The organism is Aurantimonas aggregata (assembly GCF_010500835.1).
Lineage (GTDB): Bacteria > Pseudomonadota > Alphaproteobacteria > Rhizobiales > Rhizobiaceae > Aurantimonas > Aurantimonas aggregata.
On sequence record NZ_JAAAMJ010000027.1, the window covers coordinates 18,348 to 34,424 of the forward strand.

Sequence of the window (16,077 nt, forward strand, 5' to 3'; positions counted from 1 at the left end):
CACGGCCGGTCGGGCTCCTCTCCCGACCCCGACAGGGCTTTCGGCCACGATCGCGAAGCCTGATATCGTGGATGATATATGATATAAGAACTTGGTCAAGCGGTGCCGGCCGTCCGCGCTCCAACTTCCGATCTCCTGCCTGCGCCGTTAGGCAGTTCCGGTCAGCCGTCCAGCAGCCCCTCGATCGCGTAGACCCGGCTCGGCGATCCGTCCGCGTCCGGCAGCTTCAGGGGCGCTGCGCTGAGAAAGCAGTACGGTCCGGCAAGGCTCGCGGTGTTGACGAGATACTCGATCAGGGTGATGCCGCGCCGCAGGCAGACATCGTGCGTCACATGCTCCTCGGTCGGGGCCATTACCCCGTCGAGCAGCAGGCGGATCGAGTAATCCTGCGGGAAATCGAAGGCGATCGCGCTCGGCGCCTTCGCGGCAAGCCACTCCGCCGAGTCGCGGGTCAGGTAGGGTGCATCGGTCCAGAATTCGCGCGTGCGATAGTCCCGCTGGCCGTCCCAGCCGCTCGAGAGCAGCAGGATCTCGCCCTCCGGCCCGCCCGGATCGGCCGCCGCGAGCCGACCGGCGTCGATCGCCTCGTTCGGCTCGACGTCGCGCAGGTCGAGGATGCGGCAGCGCCCGACGACGCGTTCGAGCGGCGTCGCCTCGATCGTCGGCGCGCCGGCGATGAAATGCGCCTGCGCATCGACATGGGTGAAGCCATGGCAGGTCGTCGAAAGGCGCGACACGCGGAACTGCGACCCCGCAGCGATGTCGCCGGTGACGTCCACCGTCACGGGCCATCGCAGATGCGGCTCCATGGTCATGGTGAGGTCGACGATCCTCATCGCACGGCCCGGCTTTTCACGTTGATATTCACGACGTTCTCCCCAACGAACACGGTGCGGCGGCTGGCGACAGCGGTCTTCCCGACGGACGCCGCGAAGACCCGGCCGAGTGATTTCGGCAGGAGCGGCGGACGATGCCGTCCGCGCTCCCTGCAGCGGTCAGAACTCGACCGCGTAATATTTGGCTTCCATGAACTCCAGGATGCCGGTGACGCCGCCTTCGCGACCCAGCCCGCTCTGCTTGACGCCACCGAAGGGCGCGGCGGGATCGGACATCAGTCCCCGGTTGATTCCCAGCATGCCGGCTTCGATGCCCTTGCCGACCCGCAAGGCGCGCTTCAGATCACCGGAATAGATGTAGGCGGCAAGGCCGTATTCCGTGACGTTGGCAAGGCGGATCGCCTCTTCTTCCGTCTCGAACCGGTAAACCGGCGCGACCGGGCCGAAGATTTCCTCATGCGCGAGCGCCGCGTCCGTCGGCACGTTCTCGAGGACGGTCGGCGGGTAGAAATAGCCGCTCCCCTCCAGCGGCGCGCCGCCGGTGGTGGCCCTCGCGCCGCGGGCCACGGCGTCCGAGACGAGCTGGTCGATCTTCTGCACGGCCTTCTGCGTGATCATCGGGCCGCATTGCGTATCGGCGTCGGTGCCCGCGCCGATCCTGAGCGCTGCCATGCGCGCGGTGAGCCCCTGCACGAACGCGTCGTGAATGCCGGCCTGGACGTAGAAGCGGTTGGCAGCGGTGCAGGCCTCGCCGGCATTGCGCATCTTGGCGACCATGGCGCCATCCAGCGCCGCATCGAGATCGGCGTCGTCGAAGACGACGAAGGGTGCGTTGCCGCCGAGTTCCATCGAGCAGTTGACGACCGACTTCGCCGCCTCCGCCAGCAGCACCCGGCCGACGCCGGTCGAGCCGGTGAAGGAGAGCTTGCGCACGCGCGGATCGGCCAGCATCGCCGCCGTCACCGGGCCGGGGTCGCGCGTCGTGATGACGTTCACGACACCGGCCGGAACGCCCGCTTCCTCGCCAAGCCGCGCCATCGCATAGGCGGTCAGCGGGGTTTCGGAGGCGGGCTTCAGGATCACCGTGCAGCCGGCGGCAAGCGCCGGACCGATCTTGCGCGTCGCCATCGCCGCAGGAAAATTCCACGGGGTGATGAGGACGCAGATGCCGATCGGCTCGTGATCCACGAGAATGTTGTGCGAGCCCGACGGCGTGTGGCGGAACTCACCCGGGATCCGCGTCGCTTCCTCGGCGTACCAGCGGAAGAAATCCGACGCATAGGCCATCTCGCCGCGCGCATCGGGCAGCGCCTTGCCGTTTTCCAGCGAGATCAGCCGGGCGAGATCCTCTGCATGCTCGCTCATCAGATGGAACCAGCGGCGCAGGATCTCCGAACGCTGCCGGGGCGGCGTGGCGCGCCAGCCGGCAGCAGCCGCCTCGGCCGCCTCGACCGCCCGCATCGCGTCCTCGACCGAGGCATTGGCGACTTCGGCGAGCTCGGCGCCGGTAGACGGATCGAGCACCTTGATACCTCCGCCGGCTTCCCAGCGGCCGCCGATATAGAGGCCTTGTGCGTGGAGTGCGGGATCGGCGTAGCCGGCGATGCTGGTGTGCAAATTCATGCGGAAATCCTTCGAGATCAGATGAGCGCCGCGCGGTCGCCGCCGAAGGCGGCAGCGACGAGTCGGCTCATGTCGGACGCAGGCAGCGGGCGGGGATTGTTCTGGATGAGGCGGGCGATGCCGCAGCTCTGCTCGGCCACCCAGCCGAGCCGGTCCTCGGCAAGGCCGAGCTCTGCCAGCGTCGCCGGTATGCCGATGCGCGCGAAGAGATCGGCGACGGCGGGAATGACGGCGTCAGCGTCGGCCAGCCCCATGACCGAAGCCATCTCGGCCAGTTCCGGGCCTATCGTCGGGGCATTCCACTGCATGACATAAGGCATGAGGCAGGCGACGCCGGCGCCGTGCGCGGTATGGGTCAGGGCGCCGACCGGATACTGGATGGCATGCGCCGCCGCCGTGCCCGCGACACCGAAGGCGAGGCCGGCGAGCGTCGCGCCCATCATCACCTTTTCCCGTGCCTGCTGATCCCCGCCATCATGGCACGCCCGCTCGAGTCCTTCCCAGAGGAGCGCGATGGCGCGCAGCGCGAAATGGTCGGAGAAGCCGTTCTTGCCGACGAACACGCGGTCCTGCGCGATCTCCGGCACCGGATCGCGGCGGATCGCCGTGAAGGCCTCGATCGCATGGGTGAGCGCGTCCGCCCCGGCGATCGCCGTGAGGCCGGCCGGACAGCTGGCGGTCAGGTCAGGATCGCAGATCGCGGCGGTGGGCACGAGATAGGGGCTGGAAATGCCGACCTTCAGCGTCCGTTCATCGTCCGAGAGCACGGCGACGGGCGTCACCTCGGAGCCGGTACCGGCGGTGGTCGGGATGGCGAGGAGCGGCATGACGGGACCGGGCACCAGGTGCTCGCCGTAATAGTCCTGCGGCCGCCCGCCATGGGTGAGAAGAACCGCGACGCATTTGGCCATGTCGAGGCAGGAGCCGCCGCCGACGGCGATCACCAGATCGGGCACGAAATCGCGGGCGGCCTCGGCGCTTGTCACCGCCGAGGCGACGGGCACGTCCGGCAGGGTCGAGGAGTCGATCCTGACGGCAATCCCGGCCGCCTCGAGCTGGACGGTCATGGCACGGAAGTCGGCGTCTCCGGCCAGCCGTTCATCCGTCACCACGAGGGCGCGACTTCCGAGCTTGGCGGCCATGCGGCCGAGCGAACGGCGCTGGCCGGAACCGAAGACGAGTTCCCGCGGCGCCCTGATCGTGCCGAACAAGTTCATTTGTCATTTCCTTCCGATGGTCTCAGGCAGCTTCCAGCGCCTTCAAGTCGTCGTAGAGCGCGTCAGGCAGCTCGATGCCGGCCGCCATCGCGGCGGCGCGTCGCGCGCGGGCGCCGTCGCCGGGCACGGCCACCGGCCGCGCCGGATCGAGCGGGCGCGAGTCCCGGATTCTGTTGAGATAGGCGGCCAGCGCGCCGCCGTTCCCGGCGCCCGCCGAGGGATCGATCATCACGACGACGTCGCCCTTGTTGGCGGCGTGCGTATCGTCCAGCGTCCCCCGCACCTCGGGCGCGAAGGCTGAGCCGGCGAGTGCCGCGACCAGAAGCTCCACCGCGAGGCCGAGACCGTAACCCTTGGCATCGCCGAACGGGGCGATGGCGCCGGCCTTAGCCGCCTCCGCGACGGTGGTCGGCTGGCCAGCCGCATCGACCGCCCAGCTCTCGGGGATCGCCTCGCCGCGCAGCGCATGACTGTGGATCTTGCCCATCGAGACGAGGCTGGTCGCCAGGTCGAGGACGAAGGGTTCCCGCTCGGTGGGGATACCGATCGCGATCGGGTTGGTACCCAGCATCGCCTGCGTGCCGCCGTAGGGATGAACGAGCGCTTCGCTGGTCGACAGCACGATCCCGATGAAGCCCGATGCCGCTATGGCTTCCGCGTAATAGGCAAGCATGCCGATATGGTTGGCGTTGCGGATGCCGCCTGCGGCCATGCCGTTACGCGATGCCGCGCTCGACATCTCGCCGATCGCCGCCATCATCACGACCGGACCCAGACCGCGCTGCCCGTCGACGCTCAAGAACGAGCGATCCCAGCGCATTGTCCCCTCGGCCTCGGGATCCGCAAGCCCCTGTCGGATGCGCGACAGCAGGCGAGGCAACCGCTGCAGTCCGTGTGACGGCAGGCCCCGCAGCTCCGCTTCTATCAGGAGATCGGACTGCAGCTGCGCATGGCGCTGCGGCACGCCGTGCCGTTCCAGCAAGACGACCGCCAGGCCGAGCAGCTCCTGGGGCGGCACCCTCATATCCCGTGATCCTGTCGCATCCATTACCGTATATTTGATATCATATATCATCCGAGCCATGCACGGCGTTGTCAAGCACGAGACGAGCTCCTCATTCACCCCGCCCACCTGACGATGCCAGCGTGTCCCTGGCGGCCAGCGTGCGCCTCGGCTCGCATCGTGCATCGCCCAGGCTCGCGACATCAAGGCAGAGCAGGACGGTGGACGGCGACGCCGCTTCGCCGGCTAGAAGCTCGCCCGAACCTAGGGCAACCGGTTGTACATAAATCCTATTTGATATATGAAAAAAGCGGACGTAACCGAAAAGGGAGGTTTTCGATGCGCCGCATTCCGATCATTGCCATTGCCCTGCTCTGTGGAATTGCTTCGGCAAACGCCCAGACCAACCTGCGCTTTGCCCATACCCAACCGCCGAGCGACACCCATCACGCGGCAGCCGAGCACTTCGCGGAGCGGGTGTCCGAACTGACCGGCGGAGAAATCACGGTGACGGTGCATCCGGCGGGAGAACTCGGCAGCGACCCGTCGATCCTCGAGGGCGTGCGGCTGGGCACGATCGACATCGCCCAGACCGGAAATCCGTTCTACACCCGCTTCGAGCCGAAGCTGAACGTCCTCGACCTGCCGTATTTGTTCAATGACTACGCGCACGCCTATAGCGTCGTCGACGGCGAGATCGGCGATCAACTGCTCGGCGAACTCGAGAAGCACCGGATGAAAGGGCTCGCCTTCTGGGAGATCGGCTTTCGAAAGGTCACGAATTCGGTCAGGGCCGTGCAGACCGTCGACGACCTGAAGGGCCTGAAGATCCGCACCACGCCCAATCCGGCGCACATCCAGGCGTTCGAAAAATGGGGGGCAATCCCGACGCCGATGGCTTTCACGGAAGTCTATCTGGCGCTGGAGACCGGGGCAGTGGACGGCCAGGAGAACCCGCTCAACATTACCCGCTCGAACCGTTTCCAGGAGGTGCAGAAGCATCTTTCCTACACCGACCACGCCTACACGGCGTCGGTGGTCTCGATGAACCTGGCGAAGTTCAACGGCCTGAGCGAAGAACACCAGAAGGCCCTCCTCACGGCCGCCAAGGAGGCCGCAGACTTCCAGCGTCAGCGCAACCGGGAGTCGGAGGCGGCGGATCTGGCCGCCATCGAGGAGGCCGGCGTCCAGGTCGTCCAGGACCTCGACCTCGCGCCGTTCAAGGACGCGGTCGTCGAGGCCGGGATCGAGAGCTTCGCGGCAGAGCAAGGCCGCGAGATCGTCGACGCTATCATCGCCGCGCAATAGGCCATGCGCTCCACCCTCGCACTCGTCCGCCGCGTTCTCGACGCGGCGGCCGCAGTCCTCCTGGTGATCGTCCTCGCCCTCACGTGCTCGCAGGTCGTCTTCCGCTACGTCCTCGGCATCTCGATGCCGTGGACGGAAGAGCTGACGCGCCTGCTCTTCGTATGGCTCGTCCTCATCGGGGCTTCGCGGACCAGTCACATGGCCATTGACCTCGTGCCGATGTCGATGCGCGCCGGCCCTGCGCGCAGGACGCTCGAGCTCGGCGCTACAGGCGTGGGCATCCTCACGCTTCTGGTGCTCATCCGCTACACTGTCGACCTCCTCGAGATCGTCGCCTACGACAGGTTCACCGCGCTCGGTATCTCGGTTCAATATCTGTACTGGTCGGTGATCGTCGGCGGCGGATTGTGGATCGCGATGAGTCTCGCCGAGCTCTTCGTCCGCCGCCCCCCCGAACCGCCGACCACCGCATGAGCCTGCTCCTTTTGACCGGGCTGATGATCGGCCTCGCCGTCCTCGGCGTTCCGCTTGTATTCGCGCTGCTCGCCTCCTCGATCGCCACCCTGGTGATCACGCGGCCGGAATTGCCGCTGGCGGTCGTCCCGCAGCTCTTCACGCAGGGAATCGACAGCTTTGCGCTGATCGCGATCGTTCTCTTCTTCCTGGCGGGGGAACTTATGAGTGCCGGCGGCGTCACCGAACGCATCCTTGCCTTCGCCCGCGCCCTGGTCGGCCATCTGCGCGGCGGTCTCGCTCAGGTCGGGATCTTCGGCTCCGTCATCATGTCCGGCATTTCCGGCTCGGCCGTTGCCGATGCGGCCGCGATCGGTCCGCTTCTCATCCGCTCGATGAAAGGCGCCGGGTATCCGGCCGGGTTCTCGGCTGCGCTGATGGGCTCGGCGTCGATCCTCGCGCCCATCCTGCCGCCGTCGATCCCGATGATCATCTACGCGGTCATCTCCGGTTCCTCGGTGGGCGCGATGTTCCTCGCGGGCGTGGTTCCGGGCTTCCTGATAGCGGTGTCGCTCAGCGTCATCGCCTATTTCCGCGCCGGGCAGCTGGACCTGCCGCGGGAACCGCGGGCGACAGGGAGGGAGATCCGCACCGCCTTGGGGCGCGCCATCTTCGCGCTTCTGGCACCGGTGATGATCGTCGTCGGCATTCGCGGCGGGATATTCACCGTCACCGAAGCCGCGGCCGTCATCGTCCTCTACGTCCTGGCAATCAGCATCTTCGTCTTTCGCGGGCTGAAGCTCTCGGACATCGCTCAGGCGCTGGTCCGGGCGGCACATGGCACGGCCTCGATCATGGTGATCTTGGGCGCCTCGTCGATCTTTGCCTGGATCATCGCGGATCAGGGCGCGGGACGCGCTTTTGCGGGCTACTTCCAGATGCTGGGAGCGCCCGACTGGGGCATGCTCCTGCTCATCAACCTGCTCTTCCTCATCGTCGGGATGTTTCTTGACCCGCTCGCGGCGCTGATCATCCTCGTGCCGATCTTCCTGCCTCTCGCCATCGAACTGGGCGTGGATTCCGTTCAGTTCGGGGTGATGATCGTGCTGAACCTGATGATTGGCTTGATGACGCCGCCCGTAGGGTTCCTGATCTTTATGACAGCCTCGATGGGTGAGGTTTCTCCCGGCGCGGTTATTAAGCAGTCCCTGCCGTTCATCGTAGCGCTGCTCGTGGTACTGGCGATCGTGACGTTCATACCAGCGGCCACGCTTTGGCTTCCAGCGCTCTTCTCCGGCAATTAACAGCGGGTTCGTAGCTGACGGCCGACATGGAAAGACGCTTCGCCGGGATTCAAGAGCACACCCGCAAGGCGTAACCTAGCGCGCTACGTTGATCGTTTCCCGAACGAGCTCTGACCGGTCTGAAACGGCTCGCGGAGACAACTGCAGCTATCGGCGGCGAGGCCGTCACCCTCTTCACTTGACCTTTAAAATCATAAAGCTGGTTGGCGACGGATAGCGCGACTGATTCAAGACTCCCGCATGACCTTCGATGTCGCGGCCCGCTTCAAGATCTCGCGTTCCTGCCGCAGAATCTCGTTCTCCCGCCGCAGCCGCTTCAACTCCGCCGCCAGATCTTCCTGCCGATCGGGTGGTGGCGCATCCAGATCGCGCTCACGGCGTTTGTCGAGCCAGCGACGCAACGTCGAAAATCCAATGCCGAGATCCTCCGCGATCTCACGCTTCGGTCATCCGCTCGCCTCGACCAGATGCACGGCCCCGCTTCGAATTCCTGATCATGTGCCGAGGCGTGGTGTAGCTACGGTTTGGCAACGGGTTTTCTGACAGGGTCGAACTGATTAGCTTGCCGTTGCTGACCGTTCCGCTAGATGCGGTGTGCGCCGCCGAATGGCGGTCTGCCGCCCACGCGCCGCCATTCCCTTGCATCCTCGCATGCCATATCAGCACTTTCACAGAGCAGCTACCACCCGCGTATGGCGTGTGTCTGTCAGGCGGCAGGCCACGGGCGACGGGGGGGAGAGGGGGCGTGGCTTGCGGCGACCCGGCCCCACCCCCTACCCTGAGTGCCGCCGCTTCCTATTCCGCCAGCGGCCGCAGCAAGGCCGGGATCATGGGCAACGTGACGGTCGTGATATCCACCGTGTTCTGCGCCGGGCGGTCCGAGGCGCCAACCAGCCCCGCCAGGTGCGCATCGTCGACGACGCGGCCGTGTCGGCCCTTCAGTTCGCCGTGCACCGCCACCTCCCGGCCGCCATGGTCAACACGCACGATCGTATTGCCAACGGTGATGCGGAGTTGCTCGCGATCAGCCGCAACGGCACCGAATAGGCGTTGCCGTCGATCGCGACGGCACAATCAGCGCCGACCCGCCGCATCAGGTCGCGGGCTGTCGTGAAGGGCCGCGTACCGGTCAACCGAGACGTCGTGCGCAGCCTGTTCGTTCTCGATGCCTGCGACCGCGAGATCATCGCCTAACCGGCGACTCTTCTAATTTGCCGCCGTCTACCTTGCGCTCTCCTCTTCCGTGCGATGTGCTAATCGCTTAGATTCCGCGAAGGTCAGCACAGGGTGAATCTCGTCCCGTGCGAGACAGATCGCCACCGCCTTGCCGTCGATAGTGCCGCATAAGCAGCGCAAGATCAGCGGCACCCGATGTGGAAGAATGAGGAAGGACGTGGGGATGCCCACTCGCCTCAACGGACACATTTTAACAAAAAAACTTAGAATTGATTGAATTGCGAGGGAAGCAGTCTCTTTGGTCCGCTTAATTTGGCTTTTATAGATCAAGAGCTGAAGGAGAGTATGGAAGCACAAGACAATCTGCTTTTGATTTTAAATGTGGAGTCGATCTAATTACCCTTATCTGCATTAGATAAATGAACTTCTAGTATCCATTTCTGCATTTTTCATAGGAAATTCCCTGTATTCAGCACCTCTCGGCCTGGTTTGGCAAAGGATGATCGGCGCTTGATACTTGACGCCGCATTCGGTCCCACCGACATTGCCGGCAACCCCTAGAGGCATATCGACAAGCGCTCCGGCGCGGGAGCGGCAGCGTCTAGAGGCGACTTCAATCAACCACGCATTTGCGGGGCGGGATGAGGGTTGCCGACTCGTCGCTGCAAGCCTCTTTCCCGTCTCCTTGCTGGCTCAGCAAGAAAGACGTTTCATGTTCAAAACAAATGCTGCACCGAGCCCAGCCGCTCTGCGCAATGAGCTTGCGCCGATCGACCAGCGGCTAATGCCGATCGAGTATCGTCCGATCGACGACCTCACGGCCTACAAAAACAATCCTCGCAAGCATCCTGAGAAGCAGCTGGTCAAATTGGCTGCCTCGATCACGCAGTTTGGCTTCGCAATCCCTGTTTTGATTGACGAAGCGGGTGTCATCATAGCGGGCGAGGCCCGGGTGGCTGCTGCAAGGCGTGAGCGCGGCCGGCATCATCCTCTGCAGGCGCTCGAAATCCTCGGCCACGGCGGGGCCGCCGCCGTCCTCTTCGTCGACGAGCGCACCAATGACGATGTCGTCGATCCGACCGTACGCTTTGGCCGCCTCGAGGGTCGCAACCGTCGTCGCGCCGACCAGCCACTCGTAGCCGAGCACGACGGGTGCCGCCGTCGGCTTGAGCATGAAGTTCCCGATCTCGGGGGCGATCTCGTAGATGCCCGAGGAAATGCCGAGATGCGGCACGCCCCGCGCCAATGCGAACTGTAGTCCGGCGAGGCGATCGTCCGAATAGAAGACCGCGACGGCGCCAACCGGGCGCTCGCCGAGGCCGAGATCGTCGGCGGACGGGTCGAGAACCACGCCCTCCGCCTTACCCAGTTCGGCAGCCGCTTCCCGGCCCTTGGCGAGATCGCGCCCGCCGATCAGCAGCGGGAGATCGGGGTAGCGGGACCGCAACTCTCGTGCGGCCAAGCGACCGATCGCGCCGTAGCCTCCCATCAGGAGGATTGGATTCAACGACATGGCAATTTTCCTTTCCCGACCTATAACCTACGAAAGGTAGGTATGAATTGCATAACCTACTTTTAGTAGCTTGTGCAAATTGGGGCGACCGTATGCGGGCTGCGATCGAGAAGGCGACAGGAGAAAGGGTACTCGCAGGCTGTCGAAAGAGGTGCGTCGACGCCAGCTACTCGATACGGCGCTCCGCATCGTCCGAACGGAGGGGGCGGATCGACTGACGCTCGGTCATCTCGCCGCGTCCGCGGGCGTCTCGAAGCCGGTCGCCTACGATCACTTCGGCACCCGTTCGGGCCTGCTCATCGAACTTTACCGTTGGATCGACACGGAACGGGTGAATGCGTTCCGCGACGCCATGGCGACGGGGAACCGGAGTTTCGCGGAAACGGCCGACATGCTCGCCTCCGCCTACATCGACTGTGCCGCCGACATGACCGACGAGTTCCACGCCGTCGGCGCTGCCCTCGCCGGCAGCGAGGAAAAGGCGGCGGTGTTCCAGGAATTGCTGGACTACTCCGTCCAGATGTTCGTGTCCGTCCTGACGCCGTTCGGCGCTCTATCATCTGAGGAGTTGGAGCGGCGTTGCATCGGCCTCGTCGGCGCGGGCGAAGCGCTGTCGGCGGCTGTGGTGCGCGGCAAACTCGACAGAACCGAAGCCGCCGGGGTCTTTGCATCGTTGATCAAGGGCAGTCTGGATGAGCGTCCGCATGACACCGGCAACGCCAAGGGGCCAGGCTTCTCAATCTGATGCCGACAGGGATCGAACACCTCAGCGAGGTCGGCACGGTGTCCGCTATGGCTCGGCATGCCCCAACCCTGACCAACGGATTTTTGCCGGAATCCGAACTGCCGTGATGGGCCGAGAGCAGACCGTCCGCTTCCGAGCCGGCAGACGGCAAAAGCCGCCGTTTGCCGATTGACTCTTCCCCGAGGGCGAGCAGTTGCACGATGCCTCTCGGAAAGGAACGGCACATGCTGACCCCCGCTCGTTAAAAAGATTCTGGAGAGGTCGGAGACGAGCTCTGCTGGGCTTCCGACAGAACTGACTGGAATCCTGAAGACAAGGCAGCCGCCATAGAATTTATGGCAACACGTTCGGGCAGAGTATTCGCCTGCTCAGACGGTCCTCATTGCGATCCAAGCCCCCGCCGCCACGAACATCATTCCGAACGCCAGCGCGAATCTGTCTCCGCGAGGCAGCAGCTTCTCGAGCAGGACGACGATAGCCAGCCCGGCGATCCAGTAGACATTCATGATGCCGCCTACGAACAGCAGCGCCATCAGAGCCCAGCAGCAGCCGAGGCAGTAGGCACCGTGTTCCACGCCCATGCGGAACGCCCCGAAGCGGCCTTTCTGCCAGTGCCGCGACAGGAATTCGGCAGGCGAGCGGCAGTGTTCCAGGCACACTTGCTTGAATGGAGACAACTGGTAGAGGCCGGCGGCGACGAGCAACGCCGCCGTCAGCCACACACTCACCGACCACATCATCGGCTGGGACAGAAGACCGAGCTGTTCGCATGCGAACTGAAGAGTGGTGGCGACGAGCGAAAAGGCGAGCCAGACGAGGAGATAACCGCCGAGAAAAAAGCCGGATGGGATCGCGCCGGCGGCGATCTGTCCCCTACTCTGTGCATGGCGACTGACGCGGGCGTGGAGCAGCACCATCGGGGCAACGCTTGGGATCATCATGGCGATCATCATGATCCACCACATGCCGACAATGACGAACCAGGTCGCGGCGGACCACGCCGCCGCCGGCATCGTCATCCCTGCCTCCCCGCCCGGAAAGATCGCTGGACGACTCATCATCCAGATGTTCATGCCGGTGCCGGCCCCGACGAGCAGCCACGCCCAGGCCAGCATGGCGAGCGCCACAAGGCCGGTCAGCATGACCAGGCGGTCGCGCCGGATGATTAGCTCCACCGCCGATGTCTGCGGGGTCACGTCGGCCATGTCAGACCCTGATCGGCCCCTGGCCGCTCAGATGCAGGCGGGCGAACTGGCCGTAGGAGTTCTCGAGATCGAAAGCGATCGGCCCCCGCGTCTTTGAGGAGGCGCTGCCGACTTCCGCAAGCGTGTACTCGAACCCGTCGGGCAGGTCGATCCGGGCCCGATGCTCCAGTCCAGTCACGACATTGCGGATGGGCTCGCCCACCGTGTCGATGAAGCCGTCGATATGGATATTGCCGCGGCGCGCATCGACATCGACGTCCATGTCGATCTTGCGGAAGGCGGGCTCGAAGAACTCGCTCACCGTCGACGCGAAAACGTTGAACATCGTCCTGCCGGGCTCGGAATCCTCCCCGGACATGATCTTCAGAAGCGCCTGACGCTGGTCATCGTCGGCGCGCTCGTCGACGATGGGCTGGCACTTGCCGCCACCTTCGTGGATGGCGCCAGGCCACTGGAAGATGAACGCTATGCGCATCCCGTCGAGACTGACCCTCCCATGGTGCCCCCGCCGGATGTCGATCGCACCGTTCGCCTGGCAGTGTCCGTGCGTCGGCAGGGCATTGAACTGGCAGGGGCATCCATAGGCGCAGTTGCAATTGACCAGCTCGACCCCTTCGATTTCCCATGGCGTCATGACATTATCCTTTCGGGTTCGGTCAAGCCTTAAGGGTCGATGATGCCGTGTGGCCCGTACGCGGCATTCCAGAGCGCGCCGTAGCGGCTCTGCCTATGCATGCGGATCTCGCCACCGCTAGTGAACGTACCGCTTGCGACCTCAGCTTCACGAAATTCGAAGCCCTCGGGCAGCACGATGCGAGCCCGGTGGGCTAGTCCCGTCACGGGATTGCGAATGGGTTCCAGTTCGAGAGCGAGCTGATCCTCGATCCGAAACCAGCCGGTTCGCTCCTCGATGTCGCTGCCGAAATCGATCGGAGCGAAGACCGGCGGCAATTCCTCGGCGATCGTCGAGCCATAGATGTTGAAGACGGTGGTCGGCTCCTGCTCGCCGCCACCGAGGATGATGCTCAGCGCCTCGACCTGGGTGGGGGTGGCGTCGCAGTCGATGAAGCCTTGAACGACGCCGCCGCCTTCGTGCACCGGGCCGGGCCAGCGATAGGCCGCCGCGACCTTGAGGCCGTCCAGCCGCAGATCACCGAACCAGCCATCATCGATCCGCATGCATTCGAGCCCCTCGCAGAGGCCTTCCGTCGGCTTGCCGTTGAATTCGCAGGGACATCCGTAGTCGCAGCTACACGCTGCAATCTTAGGTCCCTTTATTGCCCAGTCGACGTAGGGCATCACAGTTCTCCGAGAGAAACTGAACTTTAACAGTATCGGACGCGGAGGGAAAGGCGCGGATCGGCCGCCCCGGGCCGTGAGCCGCTGTCAGTTTTAGATGAGCGACTGGGAGAGGGCTCCCCTTTAGGCTTCGATGTCCAAATCCCTCAGCGTGACGTTGGAGACTGCTGCAACCGAGATGCGTTTCCGCGGGAGTGCCCGCGGTGCAAGCGCTAACTGGACCGGGGCGCCATCCCCACCTGCCGCTGATCGTGGCACTTCCTCACAAGGCGAAAAGGTATGCACGTGAATTTCTTGACAGCGACGGCCACCGAGATTGCACATGCGGTCGCAAGGAGGGATACGACCGCGGAGAAAGTCGCAAGGGCCTTCATCGCCCGGGTTGAGGAGCTCGAACCGTACGTCCATGCTTTCTCTTGGTACGATCCGCAGGACATCCTCCGCCAGGCCGACGAGATAGACCGCGGAGAGAGAGGTGGTCCCCTCGCCGGCGTGCCGCTGGGTGTCAAAGATGTGTTCGACACGAGGGACATCCCGACTGAGTTCTTTTCTCCGATCTACGCGGGCAACAAGCCGTCGCGGGATGCCGCAGTGGTCGCCCGGCTGAGGGCGATGGGCGCTATCGTGATGGGCAAGACTGCGACGACCGAGTTCGCCTTCATGCACACCGGGCCGACCCGCAACCCGCACGATCTCGATCGCACGCCCGGCAGTTCCAGCGCCGGCTCGGCAGCGGGAGTCGCAGCCGGCTTTTTCCCTCTGGCGTTAGGGACGCAAACGGCAGGCTCATTGCTGAAGCCGGCCTCCTTCTGCGGGGCGTTCGCTTACAAGCCGAGCTTCGGCCTCGTCTCAATGGAGGGCATCAAGCCGCTGGCTCCCGCCTTCGACACGGTCGGCTGGTTCGGCCGCAGCGTTGAAGATCTGGCGCGGGTCGGTCGAGCTTTGATTGCCAACTTGCCTTCGCTGCCTTCGTTGCCCCGGTTGCGTCTTGCCCTCGTGCGGTCCCGGCGTTCGGAGACGAGCGACGGTGCCCTACGCAGCTACCTGGAGGCTGTCTGCGGCCAGCTCAGGGCGGCAGGTCATATTGTTGACGATCTGGAGGAACCAGTCGGGTTCGGGTCATCCTATGAGGATCACCGGATCGTCAACGATGCCCAGGGTGCGCGCTCTCTGGCTTTCGAGCGGGAACTGGACATCGAGCTGCTGAGCGAGGAAGCCAAGGCCATGATAGCTCATGCCGACGAGGTATCATGGGAAGCGGAGCGTGCAGCGCAGCAGCGTCTGTCAGGGCTGCGGAATGCCATCGAGCCTGTTGTGGCGGCTTATGATGGAGTGCTGGACCTCAGCACCGCGAGTGTTGCTCCTGTCGGCCTGATTTCCACTGGCCCCTCAGATCTGATCAAGGTTTGGTCTGGCTTCGGCTTTCCCCAGGTCAACCTTCCAGTCCAGGCAGGCCCCGGCGAGCTGCCATTTGGCCTCCAGCTCTTTGCGGCGCGATATGACGACGCGAGGCTTCTGGCCTCTGCGTCTTCCGTTGCCCGGTGCATCGGCGCGGCCCGTGTTCCGCCTCTGCCGATCTCTCCACCGCTACGCACTTGAGTGGCAAGATTTGTATCGGCGCATAGGAAGCGCTTCAGCATCTCAGGTTCAGAACGTCGGCTCACAGAGCTAAGCCCGACTGTCAGGCGGCCATGGGCCGATAGCGGCCTGTCCGCTTCCGGGCGATCTACGCAGTCAGCTGCCGTCCTCTGGCTCATGAGCAGCAGCCCGCCACGTCCGTGGCGACACGCCTTTCCAGCTGACGAATGCTCGGCTGAAGTGCGCTGCATCCGCATATCCCAGTTCGTATGCCGCTTGTGATATCGAGCATCCGAGGTCAGCCAGGAGGTTCTCGGCTTCGCGCTCGAGCACCATCCTCAGTACCATCTCGAAGGTCGAGCCGCGCTCGGACAGGCGACGCTGAAACGAACGCCGCGACATGCCCAGGCGCGCTGCAACCCAGTCTACCGACGGGCGGCTCTCCAGCAATCTCAGCGCAATCAGGTGCTCCACGCAATCGACGAGATCATCGACGATCGGCTCCTGCGGACCTTCTCCAGCAGAACAGGTCGATCGCTTCGGATTGGCAGCGGCAAGTTCCTCTGCCGGAAAGACGAGCCCGGCGACGGCTCCGAGCGACAGATCCGTCGAGAGTACCGCTTCGACCTGCGTCCTAGATTGCAGCACGGAGCCTGACAGGATCGCCCGGCGCGGTACCCATGTCCTGCCTGACCTGCCACTGAGTTTTTCCTCCACCTGGAGTTAGAGTCCGGCCTTGATTGAAGGACGGACAGATGAAGCGGAAGCGGGTCACGGACGAGCAGATCATTGCGGTTCTGCGGGAGCACGAGACGGG

The 16,077-nt window shown here is 64.3% G+C and carries 16 protein-coding genes and 1 pseudogene; 5 read left to right on the top strand and 12 right to left on the bottom strand.

Annotation, left to right across the window (positions count from 1 at the left end; all coding sequences use genetic code 11):
• Window positions 1-161: 161 nt before the first annotated feature.
• From GTW51_RS20705 to GTW51_RS20720, 4 genes are all read right to left on the bottom strand, one after another.
• Entirely contained in the window at window positions 162-836 is a 675-nt protein-coding gene (locus GTW51_RS20705; protein WP_163045950.1) for a cyclase family protein, read from the bottom strand.
• Between the two features lie 159 nt (window positions 837-995).
• Window positions 996-2,459 carry an NAD-dependent succinate-semialdehyde dehydrogenase gene (locus GTW51_RS20710; protein ID WP_163045951.1) on the bottom strand — a complete coding sequence of 488 codons (1,464 nt, stop codon included), beginning with the start codon at window positions 2,457-2,459 and terminating at the stop codon, window positions 996-998.
• A gap of 17 nt (window positions 2,460-2,476) precedes the next feature.
• A complete protein-coding gene (locus GTW51_RS20715) occupies window positions 2,477-3,676 on the bottom strand; it encodes an iron-containing alcohol dehydrogenase (RefSeq protein ID WP_163045952.1) in 1,200 nt (399 codons plus the stop codon).
• Between the two features lie 22 nt (window positions 3,677-3,698).
• The gene (locus tag GTW51_RS20720) at window positions 3,699-4,700 is read right to left on the bottom strand and encodes an Ldh family oxidoreductase (RefSeq protein ID WP_163045953.1); all 1,002 of its coding nucleotides are present in this window, start codon (window positions 4,698-4,700) and stop codon (window positions 3,699-3,701) included.
• Window positions 4,701-5,018: 318 nt separating this feature from the next.
• Between GTW51_RS20720 and GTW51_RS20725 the strand changes: the two genes are divergently transcribed.
• The 3 genes from GTW51_RS20725 to GTW51_RS20735 are packed head-to-tail and all read left to right on the top strand — an operon-like array spanning window position 5,019 to window position 7,744.
• Entirely contained in the window at window positions 5,019-5,987 is a 969-nt protein-coding gene (locus GTW51_RS20725; RefSeq protein WP_163045954.1) for a TRAP transporter substrate-binding protein, read from the top strand.
• Between the two features lie 3 nt (window positions 5,988-5,990).
• Complete coding sequence (locus tag GTW51_RS20730; protein ID WP_163045955.1) at window positions 5,991-6,461, top strand: TRAP transporter small permease; 471 nt, start codon at window positions 5,991-5,993, stop codon at window positions 6,459-6,461.
• The gene (locus GTW51_RS20735) at window positions 6,458-7,744 is read left to right on the top strand and encodes a TRAP transporter large permease (RefSeq protein WP_163045956.1); all 1,287 of its coding nucleotides are present in this window, start codon (window positions 6,458-6,460) and stop codon (window positions 7,742-7,744) included. Before GTW51_RS20730 ends, GTW51_RS20735 begins: the two co-directional genes overlap by 4 nt.
• A gap of 251 nt (window positions 7,745-7,995) precedes the next feature.
• Here the strand turns inward: GTW51_RS20735 and GTW51_RS20740 are convergent.
• The 4 genes and pseudogenes from GTW51_RS20740 to GTW51_RS24785 all read right to left on the bottom strand — a co-directional run.
• Window positions 7,996-8,232: pseudogene (locus GTW51_RS20740) on the bottom strand (transposase); the annotation flags it as partial.
• 307 nt (window positions 8,233-8,539) lie between these two features.
• Window positions 8,540-8,698 carry a hypothetical protein gene (locus GTW51_RS24670; RefSeq protein WP_425483296.1) on the bottom strand — a complete coding sequence of 53 codons (159 nt, stop codon included), beginning with the start codon at window positions 8,696-8,698 and terminating at the stop codon, window positions 8,540-8,542.
• On the bottom strand, window positions 8,683-8,931 hold the full coding sequence (locus tag GTW51_RS24675) for a Mu transposase domain-containing protein (RefSeq protein WP_425483297.1): 249 nt from the start codon (window positions 8,929-8,931) through the stop codon (window positions 8,683-8,685). Before GTW51_RS24675 ends, GTW51_RS24670 begins: the two co-directional genes overlap by 16 nt.
• Before the next feature lie 770 nt (window positions 8,932-9,701).
• Entirely contained in the window at window positions 9,702-10,427 is a 726-nt protein-coding gene (locus GTW51_RS24785; RefSeq protein ID WP_246233310.1) for a hypothetical protein, read from the bottom strand.
• Between the two features lie 157 nt (window positions 10,428-10,584).
• Between GTW51_RS24785 and GTW51_RS20755 the strand changes: the two genes are divergently transcribed.
• Window positions 10,585-11,178, top strand: a complete 594-nt coding sequence (locus GTW51_RS20755; protein ID WP_163045959.1) for a TetR family transcriptional regulator — start codon at window positions 10,585-10,587, stop codon at window positions 11,176-11,178.
• 368 nt (window positions 11,179-11,546) lie between these two features.
• Here GTW51_RS20755 and GTW51_RS20760 read toward each other — a convergent pair whose 3' ends face one another.
• The 3 genes from GTW51_RS20760 to GTW51_RS20770 are packed head-to-tail and all read right to left on the bottom strand — an operon-like array spanning window position 11,547 to window position 13,682.
• Window positions 11,547-12,383 carry a DUF2182 domain-containing protein gene (locus tag GTW51_RS20760; RefSeq protein WP_163045960.1) on the bottom strand — a complete coding sequence of 279 codons (837 nt, stop codon included), beginning with the start codon at window positions 12,381-12,383 and terminating at the stop codon, window positions 11,547-11,549.
• Window position 12,384: 1 nt separating this feature from the next.
• Window positions 12,385-13,017, bottom strand: coding sequence for a DUF1326 domain-containing protein (locus GTW51_RS20765; RefSeq protein WP_163045961.1), 633 nt, complete (start codon window positions 13,015-13,017; stop codon window positions 12,385-12,387).
• Window positions 13,018-13,046: 29 nt separating this feature from the next.
• Complete coding sequence (locus GTW51_RS20770; protein WP_163045962.1) at window positions 13,047-13,682, bottom strand: DUF1326 domain-containing protein; 636 nt, start codon at window positions 13,680-13,682, stop codon at window positions 13,047-13,049.
• 279 nt (window positions 13,683-13,961) lie between these two features.
• Here GTW51_RS20770 and GTW51_RS20775 point away from each other — a divergent pair, with 279 nt between their 5' ends.
• Window positions 13,962-15,281 (top strand): amidase, encoded by a 1,320-nt coding sequence (locus GTW51_RS20775; protein WP_163045963.1) that lies wholly within the window; start codon window positions 13,962-13,964, stop codon window positions 15,279-15,281.
• Between the two features lie 135 nt (window positions 15,282-15,416).
• On the opposite strand, the gene GTW51_RS24580 is transcribed toward GTW51_RS20775, so the two are convergent.
• A complete protein-coding gene (locus tag GTW51_RS24580; protein ID WP_163045964.1) occupies window positions 15,417-15,977 on the bottom strand; it encodes a helix-turn-helix domain-containing protein in 561 nt (186 codons plus the stop codon).
• Window positions 15,978-16,077 lie beyond the last annotated feature (100 nt).